This is a genomic window from Streptomyces xiaopingdaonensis, from assembly GCF_000262345.1.
GTDB lineage: Bacteria > Actinomycetota > Actinomycetes > Streptomycetales > Streptomycetaceae > Streptomyces > Streptomyces xiaopingdaonensis.
In genome coordinates this window covers 1-20,010 of record NZ_AJTQ01000334.1, presented here as the reverse complement: position 1 = coordinate 20,010, position 20,010 = coordinate 1, and the positions used below count along the sequence as shown (strand labels likewise).

Sequence of the window (20,010 nt, the reverse complement as noted above, 5' to 3'; positions counted from 1 at the left end):
CCGCGGGCGGCGTCAGGTTTCGAGGAGGTCGAGCGCCTCGGCGCCGTCCTCGGCGAAGGTGCAGAGCTCGGAGGCGGGCAGCGGCAGGAAGCCCTCCGCCTCCATCCGCGCCAACTGCTGCCGCAGGCCGTCGTAGTACCCCGCGGTGTTGAGGACGACGATGCGCTTGGTGTGCCGGCGGTGCTTGCGGAGTTCCAGTATCTCGGTGGCTTCGTCGAGCGTCCCGGTGCCGCCGACCATCACGACGACGGCGTCGGACCGCCGGAGCAACTCCGCCTTGCGCGACCCGAGATCGGCGGTGACGACCATCTCGTCCGCGTCCTCGCGCGCCGTGGCGCGGAGGAACTCGACGGAGACGCCTATGAGCCGCCCGCCCGCCGACTGCACGCCGTCCGCCATCACCTTCATCAGGCCCACGTCGGAGCCGCCCCACACAAGGTTGTGACCTCGTTTGCCGATAAGCTCGGCGAACTCCCGGGCAGGCTCGGTGTATACGGCAGAGAGCTCTGCGGCGGAGCAGAACACACAGATGTTCATGGGGGCGGTCATGCCAGAGGGCGGCACGGGGTCTGTGGAGGCCATGGGCAGAAGTCTAGGGCCAGGCAGTACGCGCGGACATATGGTGGTCTGCGGGGACAACGCACTTTCGCTGCGGCTCGTCAAGGAGTTGGCGACGGTCTACGGCCAGCGCGTCACCGTCGTCCTGCCCTCGCTGCGCGGCGGCGACCACGGTCCGCAGATCGCCGAACTCGTCGACCGGCCGCTGCGCGACGCCAACGGCCGCCCCGTCCCCGCCGGGCAGGCGGTGCGGGCCGTCGAGTCCCGGGTGCCCGACGACGACGCGCTCCGCCGCGCCGGTGTCGAGTCGGCCAGCGCCCTCGCACTCACCTCGGGCGACGACCAGCTCAACATCCACATCGCGCTGCGCGCCCGCAGAGTCAACCCCGAAATACGCCTCGTCATACGCATGTTCAACCGCACGCTCGGCGGCTACCTGGAGAGCCTCCTCGACCGCGCCGTCGAAGTCCGCAGCCCCCACCTCGACGCCACGGCCGTCGACACCTCGACGACCGTCCTCTCCGACGCCGACACCGCGGCCCCCTCGCTCGTCGCCGCAGCCGTCGTCGGCAGCGACAAGATCGTCCAGGCGGAGGGGCTGCTGCTGCGTGCCAAGGAGCGCACCCTCGGCACCGCCACCGCGCGCGACCCGCTCTGCACGCTCGCGCTGCTCCCCGAGTCGGAGGCGTCCGACGAGGGCGACGTCGACGAGGACGAGGGACCCGACCACGAGGGCCCGCTCCTGCTGCCCTCGGAGGCCGACCTCGCCGGACTGCCGCGCCAGCGGGGCGCCGTGATGCTGGAGGCGATCACCCGGCAGTCGAGCCCGCAGCCGGTACGGGCGCCCAGGCTGCCGCGGCTCCTCGCGTTCAAGGAGTTCTTCTCGCGGCGGCTGCGGTACTCGGTCCTCGTCCTCGCCGCCGTCGTCTTCGTCCTCGCCGCGTGGAACTGGGTACTCAGCGACGACTCGCCCCTCAAGGCGGGGTACATCACCCTCCTCGACCTCTTCGCCATCAACGAGCCGAAGGTGGAAGAGCCCCACGACGAGCAGGTCCTCCAACTCCTCGCAGCCCTCGCGGGGATGCTGATCCTTCCGCTCCTCATGGCCGTGGTCCTGGAGAGCTACGGCGCCTTCCGCAGGGCGAGCGAGATGCCGGCGCCGCCGCGCGGGATGTCGGGCCACGTGGTGCTGCTGGGACTCGGCAAGGTCGGCTCGCGCGTCCTCGACCGGCTGCTGGAGCTGGAGATCCCCGTCGTCTGCGTCGAACGCGACCCCGAGGCGCGCGGCATGGCGCGGGCGCGGGAGCAGCGGGTGCCCACCGTCGTCGCCGACGTCACGGAGCGCGACGTGCTGGAGGCGGCGAAGATCAAGCGCGCCCGCGCCCTTCTCGCCCTCACCAGCAGCGACGGCACCAACCTGGAGGCGTCGCTCTACGCACGCCAGGTCAAGCCCGAACTCCGCGTGGTGATGCGCCTCTTCGACGACGACTTCGCCGCCACCGTCTACCGCACCCTCTACGACACCTATCCGACGGCGCAGACGCGGAGCCGCAGCGTCTCCGCGCTCGCGGCGCCCGCCTTCGCCGGCGCGATGATGGGGCGGCAGGTGCTCGGCGCGATCCAGGTCGGGCGGCGGGTCCTCGTCTTCGCGGCGCTCGACGTCGCCGACAACGCGCTGTTGGAGGGGCGCACCGTCGGGCAGGCGTTCCACCGCGGCGGGTGGCGGGTGCTCGCGCTCGACACCGGCGGGCAGGCGTCGCCGCCCGATGCCGAGTGGCCCTCGTGGCAGGGCGGTACGGGCATGGAGTGGCGGCTCTCTCCCGACTACCGGCTCAAGGCCGGCGACCGCGTGGTCGTCGCCGCGACGCGTCGCGGCCTCGGCCGGCTGTTGGCGGCGGGACCCTCGCCGGGCCCCGCGATCCCCGGCACCGGCGAGTACGACCTCGGCGGTGCGATCCGCAGGGCCGACGGGCACCTGCCGGGCCGGCCCGGCAGGGGCGCCTGACCGCGCGGGGCGCCGTCAGGCCCGCACCGTCGGGAGGGGCTGGTCTCCCGGGGTGCGGGCCCGTCGCGGTACGGGGCTCAGCCGGTCGCGCGTACGGGATGCCCGCCGAACGCGCGTGGCCGTGCGATTACTTGTCGGTCAGCTTGAAGTGGAAGATGCCCCAGGTGAGGTTCTTCGCCTTGCCGCCTTCGACCCAGTGCTGGAGGCCCTTCTTCATGTTCTCCAGGTACTCGGCGCTGACCTTCTGCCCGAGCCCTTCGGCCTCCTGCTTCTCCGTCTCCTGGTGCACCCGGCCGTAGTGGGTCGCGAGTTGCTCGCGGTGCTCCTCGAAGCCGTCGCCGGTGCCCGGCTGGAAGCCGAGCTTGGTCAGCTCGCGCTTGTAGAAGCCAGGGGAGCCCATGTCCGAGAGGTGGATGCGGTCGAGGATCGGCTGGAGCGCTTTGGAGTCGACGCCGTCGGAGGCCATCGGGTCGGTGAAGACCACCTGGCCGCCCGGCTTCAGCACGCGGGCGAGCTCCTCCATCACCTTGACGCGGTTGCCGCTGTGCAGGAAGGCGTCCTGGGACCAGATGACGTCGACGCTGGAGTCGGCGCAGGGGATCGACTCGAAGGAGGCGTCGGTCACGTCGATGAGGTGGCTGAGCCCGGCGGCCTCCGTGTACTGGCGGTTGCGCTCGTTCTCCACCTCGCTGAGGTTGAGCGCCTCGACGCGGCAGCCGAAGGTCTTGGCGAGGTAGCGTGCCGAGCCGCCGAAGCCGGCGCCGAGGTCGAGCACCTTGTGGTCGGCGGTGAGACCGAGCCTCGACGCCATCTGCTCGACGGTGCGGCGGCTGGCGTCCGCGATCGGCTCGTCCGGGGTCTTGTAGAGGCCGACGTGAATGTCCTCGCCGCCCCACACCGAGTGGTAGAAGGTGTCGGCGTCCGTCGAGTTGTAGTAACTCCGGGCCGTGTTCGTGGATTCCGAGTACTCGCCCGGGCGGTACGCCTTCTCCGCGACGTGGATGTAGAAGTCCGGCTCGTCCTCGCGGTAGGTGTCCTGGAAGTCGCCGTAGGTCTCGATGTGCTGGAAACCCACCTCGGACATCAGCTTGCGGGTGTAGTCCTTCCGCAGCGGATACATGTTGAGGTAGTACGTCGAACCGTCGTTGAAGTCGTACTGCATGCGGCAGAGTCCGTCGTCGAGGTAAGCGGGCTCCACCTTGACGTCTTCGCCGCAGTAGTAGAACGAGTGCTTGCTGGAATAGCCGTTGTCCAGCATCGCGTCGTAGTTGCGCTGATCGAGCACGAGAATGCCGTCGTGCTTCAGCATCGCGTAGAACTCGGCGAGTGCTTTTCGCCTGTCCTGCTCGGAGAAGAGGTGGGTGAAGGAGTTGCCGAGGCAGACGATGGCGTCGTACTCGCCGTGCACGTCGCGGTTGAGCCAGCGCCAGTCGGCGTGTACGACGCGAAGGATGTGCTCCTTCTTCATGCCGTTCTCGAAGGCGACGGCGAGCATGTCGGCGCTGCCGTCCGCGCTCACGGTCTCGAACCCGGCCTCCAGCAGGCTCACCGAGTGGAACCCGGTCCCCGTCGCCACGTCGAGCACACTCTTCACGCCTCGCTTGCGCATGAGGTCGATGAAGAAATTGCCTTCGCTCTCTGTCCGCTTCTCCCAATCTATGAGCCCGTCCCACTTCTCCGCGAAGCTTGGGACGTATTCTTCTGTGTAGTGGCCCGTTTCCCGGACCTCGACGGGGTTGTCTCCGAACTCCTGAGCCGGTCGCGCGGAAATGACGAAACCTCCAGTACTGAGACGGTGGCCTATGGCGCGCGCCCCGGATGACGCCGCACTGGGGTGGCCCTGGAAGTGCCCAGGGAATGCACGGCAGGTTGGGGAGCACGCACGGTCTCTGGCGCATAGCTATCCAGCTCCGACAGATCTATGCCCCCAACTCGGCCCGCACACCGTTACATTGGCGTGAAACACCGCTTTGACCAGCGGATTTTCGGTTCCGAAAAAATGCGGGGGGCATGCGGCGCCAAACCATGACAAGTACCCGCTCTGTCCGACCGTAGCGACAAGCGGGCTGAACCGGACGATCCCGCGCGAACGCACCCCGCGGCGCGGTGGGCCGAGGGGCGCGGGGGAGCGGGTGCCCGATGCGGCAGGATGTCGGTATGGCAACACACTTGATCACCGGTGCCGGCTCCGGAATCGGAAGCGCGGTCTCCCGGCGTCTTCTCGACCGCGGAGACACCCTGTGGGTGCTGGCGAGAAACGCGGGCCGCGCCAAGGAGTTGGCGGAAAGGTTCCCCGGCGCACGGACCGTCGTAGGCGACCTCGCAGAACCCGCGCGACTCTCCTGGGCGTTGGAGAAACAGGAGCAGCCGGAAACGCTCGATTCGCTGCTGCACATCGGCGGCGTTGCGGAATTGTCCCCGGTTGCCGAATCGACTCCGGCGCTGTGGAACGCGACGCTCGCCGCGAATCTCGTCGCACCCGCAGAACTCACACGGCTGCTGCTTCCCCAACTCAGGCAGTCTCGCGGGCACGTCGTCTTCGTCAACTCGGGCGCCGGGCTCCGCGCCAATCCGGAATGGGGCGCGTACGCGGCGAGCAAACACGGACTCAAAGCCCTCGCCGACTCGCTCCGCGCCGAGGAGACCTCCGCCGGAGTGCGCGTCACCTCCGTCTACCCGGGGCGCACGGCGACACCGATGCAGGAGAAGATCCACCGCTACGAGGGCCGCTCCTACGACCCGGAACAATGGCTCGCACCGGCCGATGTGGCGCACACGGTGGTGTGCGCGCTCGACCTCCCGCGCGGAGCCGAGGTGACCGATTTGCAGGTGCGTCCGAAGAGTTGAGCTGCACGTCGGCGCCCGTCCGCCGGCCCGCACGGAGGAGCCGTCCTCAGGGGCCTTGCGCCCGGCCGCGTACCCTTTCCGGGTGAGTGAGACGGAACCGTACTTCCCCTGGGGCCGCGGCGCCGCGACCGGCGTCGGATCGATGCCCGGAGACGACGCACGCGAGGCGGCCAAGGCGGTGCTCGGCACCTTCGAGGCGCTGCCGCATCTGCCCGAACTGCCGGCCCGCGGTCCGGGCGCCGACATGCCGGGCCGCACCGCCGGGCTCCTCGCCGAGCTCTACGTGCAGGCGGAGCCGAGCGGTTGGCGCCTCGCCGACCGCCCGGGCCGCGACACCCGCAGGGCCCGCTCCTGGATCGGCGAGGACCTCGACGCGCTGGAGGAGTTCGCCGGCGAGCACACCGGGGCGCTGAAGATCCAGGCCGTCGGCCCCTGGACGCTCGCCGCCGCGCTGCAACGGCGCAACGGCGAGGCGATGCTCGGCGACGCCGGAGCCTGCCGCGACCTCGCCGCCTCGCTCCGCGAGGGGCTCGCGGCCCACCTCGCCGAGGTCGCCCGCCGCGTGCCGCACGCGCGCCTCGTCCTCCAGCTCGACGAGCCCTCGCTGCCCCGCGTGCTGGCCGGCCGGGTGCCGACCGCGAGCGGCTACCGCAGGTACGCACCGGTCGAGGACACGGTCGCCGAGTCGACCCTTCGCGATCTTGTTTCCGGCCTCGCCGCTGACGCGCACGCGAACCTTCCGGTGCTCTTCCACTGCTGCGCCCCCGGGATGCCCTTCGGCCTGCTCAGGCGGGCCGGTGCGACGGGCCTCTCCTTCGACGCGGCCCAGCTCGCGGGCGAGCGCGGCGCCGCCGACGAGGCGCGGGAAGCCGAGGACACGGCGCTGGGGGAGGCGGTCGAAGGCGGCCTCGCGCTCTTCGCCGGCGTCGTACCCGGCGCGGTCTCGGATGCGGCGGAATTGTCAGACCCGGCTAGTAGCGTCTCGGGTGTCAGGTCGTTGTGGCGCAGGCTGGGGCTCGCCCCCGGGCTGCTCAGCGAGTCCGTGGTGGTCACTCCTGCCTGCGGGCTCGCCGGCTCCGCGCCGGCGGCGGCCCGCGCGGTGCTCGCCCACTGCGTCCGCGCGGCGGGCTCGCTCGCCGACGACCCCGAGTAGTTCCCGAGTGGCTCCGTCGCCCGGGAGGAGCGTCCGCCGGCCGGCGGCGCTCTCCCGCGTCCCGGCGTGCGGCGTCGACCGGACCGGAGAGGAAGAGACTGTGGCCGGTGAAGAAGCGGCGGCCGTGCCCGCCGAAGCCCGCGAGCGGCACCAGCGGCTCGCGGAGGAGATCGAGGACCACCGCTTCCGCTACTACGTCAGGGACGCCCCGACCGTCAGCGACGCCGAGTTCGATCGGCTCCTGCGCGAGTTGGAGGCGCTGGAGGACGAGCACCCGCGGCTGCGCACCCCCGATTCGCCGACCCAGAAGGTCGCAGGGCAGTACGAGACGGAGTTCACCGAGGTCGCCCACCGCGAACGGATGCTCTCCCTCGACAACGCCTTCGACGACGCCGAGCTGGGCGAGTGGGCCGACCGCGTCGCGCGCGAACTCTCCGGCGTGCCCTACCACTTCCTCTGCGAACTCAAGATCGACGGCCTCGCCGTGAACCTCACCTACGAGCACGGGCGCCTCACCCGCGCCGCCACCCGCGGCGACGGCCGCACGGGCGAGGACATCACCCCCAACATCCGCACGGTCTCCGGTATCCCGGAGCGCCTCGCGGGCGAGCGCGTCCCCGAGCTCGTCGAGGTACGCGGCGAGGTCTTCTTCCCCATGGAGCGGTTCGACGACCTCAACAGACGCCTCGTGGAGGCGGGCGAGAAGCCCTTCGCCAACCCGCGCAACGCGGCGGCGGGTTCGCTCCGCCAGAAGGACCCGAAGGTCACGGCCACCCGCCCGCTGCAGATGGTGGTCCACGGCATCGGCGCGCGCGAGGGCTTCGACATCGACCGCCTCTCGCACGCCTACGACCTGCTGCGCGAGTGGGGCCTGCCCACCACCACCCACAGCCGCGTCGTCGAAGGGCTCGCCGGGGTGCGGGAGTTCCTTTCCTACTACGGCGAGCACCGGCACTCCGTCGAGCACGAGATCGACGGCGTCGTCGTCAAGCTCGACGAGATCGCGCTCCAGGGCCGGCTCGGCGCCACCTCGCGCGCGCCGCGGTGGGCGATCGCCTGGAAGTACGCGCCGGAGGAGGTCAACACCGAGCTCCTCGACATCCGCGTCGGGGTCGGCCGCACCGGCCGGGTCACGCCGTACGCGGTCGTCGAGCCGGTCACCGTCGCCGGCTCCGAGGTGGAGTTCGCCACCCTGCACAACCAGGAGGTGGTGAAGTCCAAGGGCGTCCTTATCGAGGACACGGTCGTCCTCCGCAAGGCCGGTGACGTCATCCCCGAGATCCTCGGCCCCGTCGCCGACCTGCGGGACGGCAGCGAGCACGAGTTCGTGATGCCGACGCACTGCCCCGACTGCGGCACGGCGCTGCGCCCCATGAAAGAGGGCGACATCGACCTCCGCTGCCCCAACGCCCGCTCCTGCCCTGCCCAGTTGCGCGAGCGGCTCTTCTACCTCGCCGGGCGCAAGTCCCTCGACATCGAGCACTTCGGATACGTCGTCGCGAGCGCGCTCACCCAGCCCCTGGAGCCGTCGCGACCGCCGCTGAGTGACGAGGGCGGCCTCTTCGACCTCACCGTCGAGGACCTCCTCCCCATCCGCGCGCACGTCGTCGACCCCGATTCGGGGCTCCCCAAGCGGGACCCGAAGACGGGCGAGGAGAAGGTCGTCACCCTCTTCGCCAACCAGCAGGGCGAGCCGCGGAAGAACACCCTCGCGATGCTGGAGAACATCGCGGCCGCCAAGGACCGCCCGCTCGCCCGCATCATCACGGGGCTTTCCATCCGGCACGTCGGCCCCGTCGCCGCGGCCGCGCTGGCGAGGGAGTTCCGCTCCCTCGACCGCATCGCGGAGGCCGACGAAGAGGAGCTGGCGGCGACGGAGGGCGTAGGCCCCACGATCGCGGCCTCCCTCAAGGACTGGTTCGCGGAGGACTGGCACCGCGAGATCGTCGCGCGCTGGCGGGCGGCCGGCGTGCGGATGGAGGAGGAGGGCGCCGCGGAGGAGGGGCCGCGCCCGCTCGCCGGGATCACCGTCGTCGTCACCGGAACCCTCGCCTCGTACACGAGGGACAGCGCCAAGGAGGCGCTCCAGAGCCGGGGCGCCAAGGTGACGGGTTCCGTCTCGAAGAAGACCGATTTTGTCGTTGCCGGCGCGGACCCAGGATCGAAGTACGACAAGGCCGTCCAGCTCAAGGTCCCGGTCCTCCGCGACGACGCCTTCGCACTCCTGTTGACGGAGGGACCGGACGCGGCGCGGGATGCGGCGGAGCCCGTCGAGGAGGAGGCCTGAAGCCGTGGCGGCCCGCGGCGGGCGGAAGGGCCCCGGCGCCCTTCCGCTTCGGGCCGTGCCCTTCCCCGGTCAACAGGGCGCCGGCACGCTTCCGTTCGGGGGCGCCGCCCGTCCCGCACCGGGCTCCCGGTTCGGCCGGCAGGGGAGCTGCACGAGGCGCAGGGACCGCCTGGGCCGCAGGCAGCGGGAGTTCACCGGGGTCCGGCTGTGCCGCAAGCCTCCCCGGCAGGCGGCGGTGCGATGCGTGACGTCGGGCCGCTGTTGTCCCATCTGTCGTGCTTCGTACGGCGGATGAGCGCTTCGGAGCCGATGGCTTCCGGGCAACCACCGCCGATCGCTGCCCCATATCGCCCTCGGCGGCCTACTGTTGAAGGGTGGGCCTGTGCGTGGCGAGAGCGGGCCCCGACGGCTGTGAGAGGGACCGGGATGCAGGATTTCACCGGGGGCAGTCTCCCCGCGGGCTCTCGTCTGCCCTCCGAGACCGGCGCCCAGGCGAGCGCGCAGGGCGGAGCATCGGGCGGTACGTCGGGCGGCAGGGGCACGGAGGACGTGCCCTCGTGGTTCCAGCGCCTCTCGGCGATGAGACCACCGCTGCTGCCTCCGCTCGTGACCGCGGCGGCCGGCGTCGTGCTCGTACTCGGATTCGTCCGCGTCCTGACGGACGGACACGCGCTCTTCCCCGACGGCGTCGCGGGCTGGGCGTTCGCGCTCCTCATCGGCGCCGTCGTGGGGCACCTGGTGGCACTGGGAAGGGACCGCTGGTGGGGCGGCACGGGCTCGGGCGCCGCGCTCACCCTCGCGATCCTCCTCCTCTACGGCTGGGTCCCGGCCGCGCTGGTGAGCCTCGCGGTGGTGGTGCTCGTGGGCGCGGCACGGCGGCACCGCTGGCGGCAGGCGCTGGCGCACGGCGCCATCGACATACTCGGCATCGGAGCGGCCGCGCTGATCCTGGCCGCGTTCGGCGTCCACCCTTCCGTCGCGCGTCCCTGGCAGCCGGAGCAGTGGGTCCCGGGGGCGCTGCTGCTCGTCGGGCTCGCCGTCGTCGGCTACCTCGCCGTCTCGCGGGCGCTGCTGTGGTTCTCCTTCGCGCCGCGCGCGACCAGCCTGCCGACACCGCTGCGCACGGCGCTTGCACGGCAGTTGCTCGTCGCCGTCGCGCTGTTGGGGCTCGCGCCGCTGATCGCGGTCGTCGCCGTCCACAAGGCCGCGCTGCTGCCGCTCTTCGCCGTCCCGCTGATCGCCCTCGACTCGACGCTGCGCATCGCACGCGCCCGCGCGGAGGAGCAGCTCCGCGACCCGCTCACGGGGCTGCCCAACCGCCTCTGGCTCATGGAGCGGAGCTGGGCCGCGCTCGACGAGGCCGAACGTACCGAGAGCAGGGCGGCCCTGGTTCTGATCGACCTCGACCGCTTCCGCTCGGTCAACGACACCCTCGGCCATCTCGCGGGCGACCGCCTGCTGTTGCAGATAGCCGACCGCCTCCGTACCGCCCTGCCCCGCGGCGCGGAGGCCGCCCGCCTCGGCGGCGACGAGTTCGCCGTCCTGCTGCCGAGCTGCACCTCGATCACGCAGGCCCAGAAGATCGCCCGCGAACTCGTCGGCGCCCTGGGCTCACCGCTCGACCTCGACGGCCTCAACCTCGTCCTGGAGGCGAGCGCGGGCGTCGCCGTCTTCCCCGAACACGCCCAGGAGGCCGAAGGGTTGCTCCGCCGCGCCGACGTCGCGATGTACGAGGCGAAGCGCGACCGCACCGCCGTCGAGGTCTACGAGGCCACCAGGGACGGCAACACCCCGGACCGCCTCGGCCTCCTCGCCGACCTCCGCCGCGCCCTCGACGCGGGCGAGGTCGCCCTCCACTACCAGCCGAAGGTCGGCTTCGACGGCACCGTCTCCGGCCTCGAGGCGCTGGTGAGGTGGGTCCACCCCGAGCGCGGCCGGGTGCCTCCCGACGAGTTCATCGCCATCGCGGAGACCTCGGGGCTGATGCCGCGGCTCACCGAGTACGTCCTGGAAACGGCGCTCGCACAGGTGGCGAGGTGGTGGGCGCAGGGGCTCACCGTGCCCGTCGCCGTCAACGTCTCCCCGCGCGACGTCCACTCGCCCGGCTTCGCCGGAGCCGTCGCCGCCCGCCTCGCGCGCCACGGAGTGCCGGCGCACGCACTCCAGTTGGAGATCACCGAGCACGTCCTCCTGGAGGACCCGCAGCGCGCCGCCGACACGCTCGCCGGGCTCACGGGACACGGCGTGCGCATGTCGCTCGACGACTTCGGCACCGGGTACTCCTCCCTCGTCCACCTCCGCCGCCTCCCCGTGAGCGAGCTGAAGATCGACCGCTCCTTCGTCGCACGCCTCGCCGTCGACACCGAGGACGCGGAGATCGTCCGCTGCACCGTCGACCTCGCGCACTCGCTCGGGCTGCTGGTCGTCGCCGAGGGCGTGGAGGACGACGAGACCTGGGAGCGCCTGCGCGACCTCGGCTGCGACGCCGTCCAGGGCTGGCTCGTCGCGGCGGCGATGCCGCCGAGCGAGACGACCGCGTGGCTCCGCGCGAGGGACACGGCGGCCGCCTCCCCCTGCACGGACCGCGAGGCACTCGACGGGGAACGCCTGGCAGGACCGCCACCCGCCGCCGGCACCCCCGCGACCGGCTCCGGGGACAACGGCGGGACCGCCCTCCCCGGCCCCTCCACCTCCGACGACCCGACCGAGCCGGCGCCCGGCACGAGCGCCGCCGCACCCCCGCCCCCCGGGGCCCCGCGGCGCTCGACACCGGAAGCGGGCGGCGCGACGCAGTCCCTCGCGCCCGCGCTCGAACAGCGCCCCGGGGGCGAGCGGCCGACGGGCGGCAGGCAACCCGTCCAGTAGCGGAGGGCGATCCGCTCGCGGGTGTGCACCCGCCCGGCGCGGACCACCCCGCGAGACCCATAGGATTGGGGCGGAAAATCCAACACTCACCCCAGAGGATCGCTGCATGCCTGGCATCACGCGCGAGGAGGTCGCCCACCTCGCCCGGCTGGCACGCCTGGAGCTGAAGGACGAAGAGCTGGAGCACTTCGCCGGTCAGCTCGACGACATCATCGGCGCGGTCGCCGCCGTCTCCGATGTCGCCGACGAGGACGTTCCGCCCACCTCCCACCCGCTGCCGCTCACCAACGTCATGCGCGAGGACGTCGTCCGTCCTTCGCTGACCCCGCAGCAGGCGCTCTCCGGTGCGCCCGCCCACGAGCAGCAGCGATTCATGGTGCCGCAGATCCTGGGGGAGGAATCGTGACCGACCTGACCAGACTCTCCGCGGCCGTGCTCGCGGAGAAGATCGCCGCAGGCGAGGTCACCGCCGTCGAGGCGACGGAGGCGCACCTCGCCCGCATCGAGGCCGTCGACGAGAAGGTCCACGCCTTCCTCCACCTCGACCGCGAGGGCGCGCTCGCCAAGGCCCGCGAGGTCGACGCGAAGCGCGAGGCCGGCGAGAAGCTCGGTCCGCTCGCCGGCGTACCGCTCGCGCTGAAGGACATCTTCACCACCGAGGGCGTCCCCACGACGGTCGGGTCCAAGATCCTCGAAGGCTGGATCCCGCCGTACGACGCGACGGTGACGCGCAAGCTGAAGGAAGCCGACGTCGTCATCCTCGGCAAGACCAACATGGACGAGTTCGCGATGGGTTCGTCCACCGAGAACAGCGCCTTCGGCCCGACGGGCAACCCCTGGGACCTCACCCGCATCCCCGGCGGCTCGGGCGGCGGCTCCTCCGCGGCGCTCGCCGCCTTCGAGGCCCCGCTCGCCCTCGGCACCGACACGGGCGGCTCCATCCGCCAGCCCGCCGCCGTCACCGGCACGGTCGGCGTCAAGCCGACGTACGGCGGCGTCTCGCGCTACGGCATGGTCGCCTTCTCCTCCTCGCTCGACCAGGGCGGCCCCTGCGCCCGCACCGTCCTCGACGCGGCCCTGCTCCACTCGGTGATCGCCGGCCACGACGAGCGCGACTCCACCTCCATCGACGCACCCGTCCCCGACGTCGTCGCGGCGGCCCGCAACGGCGAGGTGCGCGGCCTGCGCGTGGGCGTGGTGCAGGAGTTCGGCGGCGAGGGGTACCAGGCCGGCGTGATGCAGCGGTTCGGCGAATCAGTCGAGCTGCTGCGCGAGTTGGGCGCGGAGGTCGTCGAGCTCTCCTGCCCGTCCTTCACCAAGGCGCTCGCCGCGTACTACCTCATCGCGCCGAGCGAGTGCTCCTCCAACCTCGCCCGCTTCGACGCGATGCGCTACGGCCTGCGCGTCGGCGACGACGGCACGCACTCGGCCGAGGAGGTCACCGCGCTCACCCGCGAGGCCGGGTTCGGCGACGAGGTGAAGCGCCGCGTCATGCTCGGCACCTACGCGCTCAGCTCCGGCTACTACGACGCGTACTACGGCTCGGCGCAGAAGGTCCGCACCCTCATCACCCAGGACTTCGAACGGGCTTTCGCGCAGGTCGACGTCATCGTCTCGCCGACCACCCCGACGACGGCGTTCCCCCTCGGCGAGCGCGCCGACGACCCGATGGCGATGTACCTCGCCGACGTCTGCACGCTCCCCGTCAACCTCGCGGGCAACGCCGCGATGTCGCTGCCGTGCGGGCTCGCGCCGGAGGACGGCCTGCCGGTCGGGCTCCAGATCATCGCCCCGGCGATGGCGGACGAGAGGCTCTATCGTGTCGGTGCGGCGGTCGAGGCCGCCTACGAGGCACGTTGGGGCCATCAGCTGCTCGACGAGGCACCGTCGCTGTGAGGCCAACGGACGACCGAGGAACAGGAGACAGCACCATGAGCGGAAAGCTGGAGAAGGCCAAGGGCTTCAAGAAGTCCAAGCCCGGCACGTACCTGTCCATCGGGACCACGCTCTTCGGTGCGGTCAACGTGGTCAAGCAAGCGAAGAACGCTCGGCACGAGCAGGACACCCTGAGGCTCGTCGACGCGCTGGTGTCCGGCGCCTCCATCGTGACGGGTGTCGCCCTCCTCGTCCGCGAGCTGCGGCGGATGGGCGACGACGACATCCTCGCGGACTGACGCGGGGAAAAGAGAGGTTAGTTTTCCGTGACCGTCACTGAACTGGTGTCCTACGAGGACGCGTTGGCGTCCTACGAGCCGGTGATGGGCCTCGAGGTCCACGTCGAGCTCGGCACCGAGACCAAGATGTTCTGCGGCTGCTCCACCGGCCTCGGCGCCGATGCGAACAGCCAGACCTGCCCCACCTGCCTCGGCCTCCCCGGCGCCCTCCCGGTCGTCAACGCCGAGGGGGTGCGCTCGGCCGTGCGCATCGGCCTCGCGCTCCACTGCGAGATCGCCGAGTGGTGCCGCTTCGCCCGGAAGAACTACTTCTATCCGGACATGCCGAAGAACTTCCAGACCTCCCAGTACGACGAGCCGATCGCCTTCGACGGCTACCTCGACGTACAGCTCGAGGACGGCGAGGTCTTCCGCGTCGAGATCGAGCGCGCCCACATGGAGGAGGACACGGGCAAGTCGACGCACATCGGCGGCGCGACGGGCCGCATCCACGGCGCCTCGCACTCGCTGCTCGACTACAACCGCGCCGGCATCCCGCTCATCGAGATCGTCACCAAGCCGATCGTCGGCGCCGGCGACCGCGCCCCCGAGGTCGCGAAGGCGTACGTCGCCGAGCTGCGCGAGCTCATCAAGGCGCTCGGCGTCTCCGAGGCCCGCATGGAGATGGGCCAGATGCGGTGCGACGTCAACCTGTCGCTCCGGCCGCACGGCGCGGAGAAGTTCGGCACCCGCAGCGAGACGAAGAACGTCAACTCGCTGCGCAGCGTGGAGCGCGCGGCCCGCTTCGAGATCCAGCGGCACGCCGCGGTCCTCGACGCGGGCGGCACGATCGTCCAGGAGACCCGCCACTTCCACGAGGACGACGGCTCCACCACCTCGGGCCGCGTCAAGGAGGAGGCGGAGGACTACCGCTACTTCCCCGAGCCCGACCTCGTCCCGGTCGCGCCCCCGCGCGAGTGGGTGGAGGAGCTCCGCGGCACCCTGCCCGAGCTGCCCCGCGAGCGGCGGAACCGGCTCCGCGAGGAGTGGGGGATCAGCGAGCACGAGATGGAGTCGGTCCTCAACGCGGGCGCCGTCGGCCCGATCGTGGCCACCGTCGAGGCCGGAGCGCCGTCCGACCAGGCCCGCAAGTGGTGGATGGGCGAACTCGCCCGCCGTGCCAACGAGGACGGCGTCGACCTGGAGGCGCTGCCGATCACGCCGGAGCAGGTCGCCCGGGTCTGCGCGCTCGTCGCGGAGGGCTCGCTCAACGACAAGCTCGCGCGGCAGACGATCGAGGGCGTCCTCGCGGGCGAGGGCACCCCCGACGAGGTCGTCGAGAAGCGCGGCCTCAAGGTCGTCTCCGACGAGGGCGCCCTCGGCACCGCGGTCGACGAGGCGATCGCCGGGAACCCCGACGTCGCCGAGAAGATCAAGGGCGGGAAGGTCGCGGCCGCCGGTGCGCTCGTCGGTGCCGTCATGAAGGCGACCCGGGGGCAGGCGGACGCCGCGCGCGTGCGCGAGCTGATCCTGGAGAAGCTCGGCGTCGAGGGCTGAGCGTTCAACCACGCGGCGGGGTCCACCGGTTCGCCGGCGGGCCCCGCCGCGTGTCCGGGGGTGTCAGGGCTTGCGGGCGACGCCGCCGTAGAACGACACCTGGTAGTCGGAGTACTCGGAGGGCTCCTCGGGGCGCCAGCGGTGGACGGTGGTCACGCCGGGCTCGACCAGCTCCAGGCCGTCGAAGAACCGCTCGATCTCCGCCTTCGCGCGGAACTGCACGGGCGTCCCGCTCTGCAGATAGAGCTGCCGGACCTTTTCGGCGATCTTCGGCTCGAAGTCGGGCGTCGCGTGCGAGAGGACGAGGAAGCTGCCCGAGGGCAGCGGCGCCAGGAACCGTTCCACCATGGCGTGCGGGTCCCAGTCGTCGGGGAAGAAGTGCGTCAGGGCGATGAGGGAGAGAGCGATCGGCTGCTCGAAGTCGAGCACCTCGTGCACCTCCTGGTTCTCGCCGAGCGAGACCTCGCGCACGTCGGCCTCGACGTAGGCGGTGCGCCCTTCGGGGGTGCTGCGCAGCAGGGCGCTCGCGTACTCGAGGACGAGCGGGTCGTTGTCGAGGTAGACGACCTTCGAGTCCGGGGCGACCTCCTGCGCGATCTGGTGCAGGTTCGGCTTGGTCGGGATGCCGGTGCCGAGGTCGAGGAACTGCCGGACGCCGTAGTCGCGGGCGAGTACCCGGGTGGCCCGGTGCATGAAGTACCGGTTCTGCTGCGCGGTGACGGCGGCGTGCGGCCAGAACGCGATGGCCGCTTCGGCGGCCTGCTTGTCGGCCTCGAACCAGTCCTTGCCGCCGAGGTAGTAGTCGTACATCCGCGCCGAGTGCGGCCTGCTGGTGTCGATCGTCTCTTCGTCGGCCATGGGCGCTCCTCGGGCGGCGCGGGCAGGTGGAATCCGATCACGTGCCTGCCGTGATCGGTCAAGACGCAGCTTAATGCGCCGACTTGCGGTCGGAAGAGGCGGTGGGGGCCACAACTCGGGCGGACGGCAGCGGAGTTCGGCTACCGCAGGTGGGCGACGAACGCCGTCCAGGCGGCGCGGGGGAAGGCGAGGGTCGGGCCTCCCGGGAACTTGCTGTCGCGGACGGGGAGGAATTCGTGGTGTGCGTCGGCTACTTGGAGGCACTCGTTGTTGCCCCCGCTGTGGGTGCTGGTTCGCCACACGCTCCCGGAAAGCGGCAAGGACTCGTCTCGGCGGCTCATCTCTCGTGCTCCTTGGCCCTGCGGTGGATGAGTGAGCGGGACTCGACGCAGGACAGGGCGCCCGTGCGCGCGGCGTCGAACAGCTCCCCGTAGCGCCGGACTTCGGGTTCGTGCTCCAGCCATACGGCACCGGTCGGGTTGTCCGCCAACACGACGTCCATGGCCGTCTCCTGCCGGAAGCCCAGTATCAGGTACGGGCCGAACATACTGGCATGGGCCCCGTGCGAGAACGGGAGGACCTGGACCGTCACGTTGGAGAGTTCGGAGGCGTCCGTGAGGGCGGCCAACTGCTCCCGCATCACGCGCGGGCCGCCCACCCGTTGGAGCAGGACGGCTTCGGAGAGGACGGCGCACAGGTGCAGCGGCGGGCTGTCCGTGAGCCTCTTCTGCCGCGCCATGCGGACCGAAACGAACTGATCGACCTCATCGGCGCTCTGCCATGCGCGCGAGGCCACGGTGACGGCGCGGACGTACTTCTCCGTCTGGAGGAGACCGGGCACCAACTGGGCCTGAAAGGTGCGGACCGACTCGGCGACCGCTTCCAACGTGACGTAGTCCCGGTAGGTGTCGGCGAGCACGGGACCGTACCGGTTCCACCAGCCGTGCTGTCGGCGGTGGTTGGCGGCGCGTGCCAGATTGGTGAGCTTTCTGTGCGACTTCGGTTCATGAACACCGTAGGCATTGAGGAGAGCCGTCACGTCTGGTGACCTGACGAGTACCTTGCCGTTCTCCATGCGGCTGACCTTGCCCTTGGTGCAGTCGAGCACGTCGGCTGCGTCCGTGGTCGACAGGCCGGCGGCTTCCCGCAATCGGCGGAGTTCGTCGCCGAGTTGGCGCCCCAGGACGGTGGAGGGGCGCTCTGCGCTCGTGCGTGCACTCATAGCTCTTCTTGTAGCAGAAGAAAAGGGGGTGAGAGGACTGCTTCCCTCGTAAGGGTGAAAAAATAAATCAAAGCAACACGCAACGTTGCAAGTTGCCTTGTTTCAGGCCCACGCTGATCTTCCTTGAGTCTCAACCGGCCTGCATACGGGGCTGGTTGGCCCCGTGCGTACATCTGGAGACCGAAGTGGCGGCACCCCCGTACAAGATCACCTACCGCTTCCCCGGCACCCCGCGCAGTGTCCCCAGGGCGCGGACCGCGCTACGGGAGGTGCTCGGCGGGTGGGGGAGCCCGAAGGAGCAGTTGGAGACCGCCGCGCTCCTCCTCTCCGAGCTGATGGGGAACGCGGTACTGGCGTCGGAGGAACGCGAGCAGCCGGTCGGGGTACGGCTCGGACTGCGCGGCGGGGTGCTGCGGATCGACGTCAGCGACGCGGGGGTCGGCGTGCCGCTGCCCCGCACCCCGGGGTCGGACGAGGAGCACGGACGGGGGCTGTTCCTCGTCCAATACCTGGCGGACCGCTGGGGGTTCGAGCCGGGGGACGGGGGCTGCGGGAAGACCGTCTGGTGCGAGCTGGGGAACAGTGCCGAGTCGGGACGCGCGGACGGCACCGCTCCCTGACCTGCCGGGGCACCCGGTGTGCGGGCCGAGCGCGGTCGTGTGGCCATCCCCACATAGCGGACAAAGGATCATTGTCCGGTGCGATGCTGACGCCACAGCCCGCACCACCGCGCACGGCACTCCCGGGAGGGTTCGGCGCACGACCCGGGAAGCAGGCGAGCTCACGTGACCGCACTCGCACGCTGGTGTCTGCGACGCCGCGTCCTCGTCCTGCTGCTCTGGCTGGCGGCGCTCGCCGGGACGGCCGCCGCCTCCTCGCTCGCCGGCTCGGCCTACTCGGCGGACTACGACGTCCCCGGGACCGAATCCGGCGCCGCCGCGCGCCAGATGGAGAAGGCGTTCCCCGATCGCTCGGGCGACTACGACACGATCGTCTGGCACACCGACTCGGGGACGGTCCGTGCCGCCGACGTCGAGCAGCGGATGACGGAAGTCCTCCACGAGATCGGGGGCCACAGCGGGGTCGCCTCCGTGCGGAGCCCGTATGCCGGGACCGGCGGCGCGCAGATCAGCGAGGACGGCCGCACGGCTTACGCGGACCTGCGCTACGAGGCCGCCTACGACGAGCTGGAGGAGCGGGACGTACGCGCGGTCGTCGACACGGCCACGGCCGCGTCGTCGGACGGGCTCCGGGTCGAGGTCGGCGGACCGGGCTCGGGGACCCTCCAGGCGCCGTCGGCGACGGCCGCGGAGGCCGTCGGGCTCGGCGTCGCGGGGGTCGTCCTCTTCCTCGCCTTCGGCTCGCTCGCCGCGACGGCGCTGCCGCTCGTCACGGCGGTGGTCGGGGTCGGCACCGCGGCCTCGGCGACCGGACTCCTCAGCCACCTGCTCCAGCTCGCCGACTTCGCGCCGATGCTCGGCACGCTCATCGGCCTCGGCGTCGGCATCGACTACGCCCTTTTCATCGTCACGCGGCACCGCCGCGGGCTCCGTGCCGGGCTCCCGGTGCACGAGGCCGCCGCGAAGGCGGTCGCCTCCTCGGGGCGCGCGGTCGTCTTCGCCGGCGCCACCGTCTGCGTCGCGCTCCTCGGGATGCTCATCCTCCGGCTCGGTTTCCTCAACGGTGTCGCGCTCGCGGCCTCGCTGACGGTCGTCCTCGCCGTCGCCGCCTCCGTCACGCTGCTGCCGTCGCTGCTCGGGCTCATAGGCACCCGCGCGCTCAGTCGCAGGGAGCGCCGCCGCCTCGCGGAGCGCGGTCCGCAGCCCGACGTGCCGACGGGTTTCGCGGTGCGGTGGTCGCGGTTGGTCGAGCGCCGCCCCAAGCTCCTCGCCGCCCTCGCCGTGGCGGTGATGGCCGTCCTCGCGGTACCCGCGCTCGCTCTCCACCTCGGCACCTCCGACCAGGGCAACCACCCGGCGAAGAGCACGACGCGGCAGGCGTACGACCTCGTCGCCGACGGCTTCGGGCCCGGCACCAACGGCCCGTTGACCCTCGTGGGCGAGCTCGACGGTTCCGGCGACCGCCTCGCCTTCGACGGACTCCCCGAGACGCTGCGGGAGACCCCGGGCGTGGCACGGGTCAGCGGTCCGGAGTTCGACGGCAGCGGCACCACGGGCGTGATCACGGTGGTGCCGGAGACCTCGCCGCAGTCGGCGGCGACCTCCCGGCTCGTGGCGGAGCTGCGGGACGACGTCCTGCCCGACGCTCTCGGCGACGCGGCGCCCGAGGTGAACGTCGCCGGACTCACGGCGGGCAACGACGACTTCGCCGAGGTGGTGACGGGCAAGCTGCCGCTCTTCGGCGGCGTCGTGATCGGACTGGGCTGCCTGCTGCTGATGCTGGCGTTCCGCAGCCTCGCCGTACCGCTCAAGGCCGCGGTGATGAACGTCGCCGCCGTCGCCGCCTCGTTCGGGGTGGTCGTCGCGGTCTTCCAGTGGGGCTGGG

At 71.5% G+C, this 20,010-nt stretch carries 16 protein-coding genes; 11 read left to right on the top strand and 5 right to left on the bottom strand.

Features of this window, described 5'->3' with window-relative positions; translation table 11 throughout:
- Positions 1 to 12: 12 nt before the first annotated feature.
- Entirely contained in the window at positions 13 to 537 is a 525-nt protein-coding gene (locus UWG_RS0125240) for an LOG family protein (protein WP_029391762.1), read from the bottom strand.
- 82 nt (positions 538 to 619) lie between these two features.
- Here UWG_RS0125240 and UWG_RS0125235 point away from each other — a divergent pair, with 82 nt between their 5' ends.
- A complete protein-coding gene (locus UWG_RS0125235) occupies positions 620 to 2,563 on the top strand; it encodes an NAD-binding protein (protein ID WP_016909975.1) in 1,944 nt (647 codons plus the stop codon).
- 127 nt (positions 2,564 to 2,690) lie between these two features.
- Here the strand turns inward: UWG_RS0125235 and UWG_RS0125230 are convergent, their stop codons facing one another.
- Positions 2,691 to 4,334: a glycine/sarcosine N-methyltransferase gene (locus UWG_RS0125230; RefSeq protein WP_474773784.1), complete on the bottom strand. Its 1,644-nt coding sequence runs from the start codon at positions 4,332 to 4,334 to the stop codon at positions 2,691 to 2,693.
- 386 nt (positions 4,335 to 4,720) lie between these two features.
- On the opposite strand from UWG_RS0125230, the gene UWG_RS0125225 reads away from it, so the two are divergent.
- The 8 genes from UWG_RS0125225 to gatB all read left to right on the top strand — a co-directional run bounded on the left by UWG_RS0125225 (position 4,721) and on the right by gatB (position 15,425).
- Positions 4,721 to 5,410: an SDR family oxidoreductase gene (locus UWG_RS0125225; protein ID WP_016909973.1), complete on the top strand. Its 690-nt coding sequence runs from the start codon at positions 4,721 to 4,723 to the stop codon at positions 5,408 to 5,410.
- A gap of 82 nt (positions 5,411 to 5,492) precedes the next feature.
- A complete protein-coding gene (locus UWG_RS0125220; RefSeq protein WP_029391761.1) occupies positions 5,493 to 6,563 on the top strand; it encodes a uroporphyrinogen decarboxylase/cobalamine-independent methonine synthase family protein in 1,071 nt (356 codons plus the stop codon).
- A gap of 100 nt (positions 6,564 to 6,663) precedes the next feature.
- On the top strand, positions 6,664 to 8,850 hold the full coding sequence (gene ligA, locus UWG_RS0125215; protein WP_016909971.1) for an NAD-dependent DNA ligase LigA: 2,187 nt from the start codon (positions 6,664 to 6,666) through the stop codon (positions 8,848 to 8,850).
- 579 nt (positions 8,851 to 9,429) lie between these two features.
- Complete coding sequence (locus tag UWG_RS0125210; RefSeq protein ID WP_237720285.1) at positions 9,430 to 11,715, top strand: putative bifunctional diguanylate cyclase/phosphodiesterase; 2,286 nt, start codon at positions 9,430 to 9,432, stop codon at positions 11,713 to 11,715.
- A 106-nt stretch (positions 11,716 to 11,821) separates the two neighbouring features.
- Entirely contained in the window at positions 11,822 to 12,121 is a 300-nt protein-coding gene (gatC, locus tag UWG_RS0125205) for an Asp-tRNA(Asn)/Glu-tRNA(Gln) amidotransferase subunit GatC (RefSeq protein ID WP_016909969.1), read from the top strand.
- A complete protein-coding gene (gatA, locus tag UWG_RS0125200) occupies positions 12,118 to 13,611 on the top strand; it encodes an Asp-tRNA(Asn)/Glu-tRNA(Gln) amidotransferase subunit GatA (protein ID WP_016909968.1) in 1,494 nt (497 codons plus the stop codon). Before gatC ends, gatA begins: the two co-directional genes overlap by 4 nt.
- A gap of 35 nt (positions 13,612 to 13,646) precedes the next feature.
- The gene (locus UWG_RS0125195; protein WP_016909967.1) at positions 13,647 to 13,889 is read left to right on the top strand and encodes a hypothetical protein; all 243 of its coding nucleotides are present in this window, start codon (positions 13,647 to 13,649) and stop codon (positions 13,887 to 13,889) included.
- A 27-nt stretch (positions 13,890 to 13,916) separates the two neighbouring features.
- Positions 13,917 to 15,425, top strand: a complete 1,509-nt coding sequence (gene gatB, locus UWG_RS0125190; RefSeq protein WP_016909966.1) for an Asp-tRNA(Asn)/Glu-tRNA(Gln) amidotransferase subunit GatB — start codon at positions 13,917 to 13,919, stop codon at positions 15,423 to 15,425.
- A gap of 63 nt (positions 15,426 to 15,488) precedes the next feature.
- On the opposite strand, the gene UWG_RS0125185 is transcribed toward gatB, so the two are convergent.
- The 3 genes from UWG_RS0125185 to UWG_RS0125175 all read right to left on the bottom strand — a co-directional run bounded on the left by UWG_RS0125185 (position 15,489) and on the right by UWG_RS0125175 (position 17,505).
- Complete coding sequence (locus tag UWG_RS0125185) at positions 15,489 to 16,283, bottom strand: SAM-dependent methyltransferase (RefSeq protein WP_016909965.1); 795 nt, start codon at positions 16,281 to 16,283, stop codon at positions 15,489 to 15,491.
- Positions 16,284 to 16,423: 140 nt separating this feature from the next.
- Positions 16,424 to 16,624: a DUF397 domain-containing protein gene (locus UWG_RS0125180; RefSeq protein ID WP_016909964.1), complete on the bottom strand. Its 201-nt coding sequence runs from the start codon at positions 16,622 to 16,624 to the stop codon at positions 16,424 to 16,426.
- Positions 16,621 to 17,505, bottom strand: coding sequence for a helix-turn-helix domain-containing protein (locus UWG_RS0125175; RefSeq protein WP_016909963.1), 885 nt, complete (start codon positions 17,503 to 17,505; stop codon positions 16,621 to 16,623). The genes UWG_RS0125180 and UWG_RS0125175 overlap by 4 nt, the downstream gene beginning before the upstream one ends.
- Positions 17,506 to 17,690: 185 nt before the next feature.
- On the opposite strand from UWG_RS0125175, the gene UWG_RS0125170 reads away from it, so the two are divergent.
- Both UWG_RS0125170 and UWG_RS0125165 read left to right on the top strand, forming a co-directional pair.
- On the top strand, positions 17,691 to 18,125 hold the full coding sequence (locus UWG_RS0125170) for an ATP-binding protein (protein ID WP_016909962.1): 435 nt from the start codon (positions 17,691 to 17,693) through the stop codon (positions 18,123 to 18,125).
- A 165-nt stretch (positions 18,126 to 18,290) separates the two neighbouring features.
- On the top strand, positions 18,291 to 20,010 hold a 1,720-nt coding region (locus UWG_RS0125165; protein WP_016909961.1), incomplete at its 3' end, for an MMPL family transporter.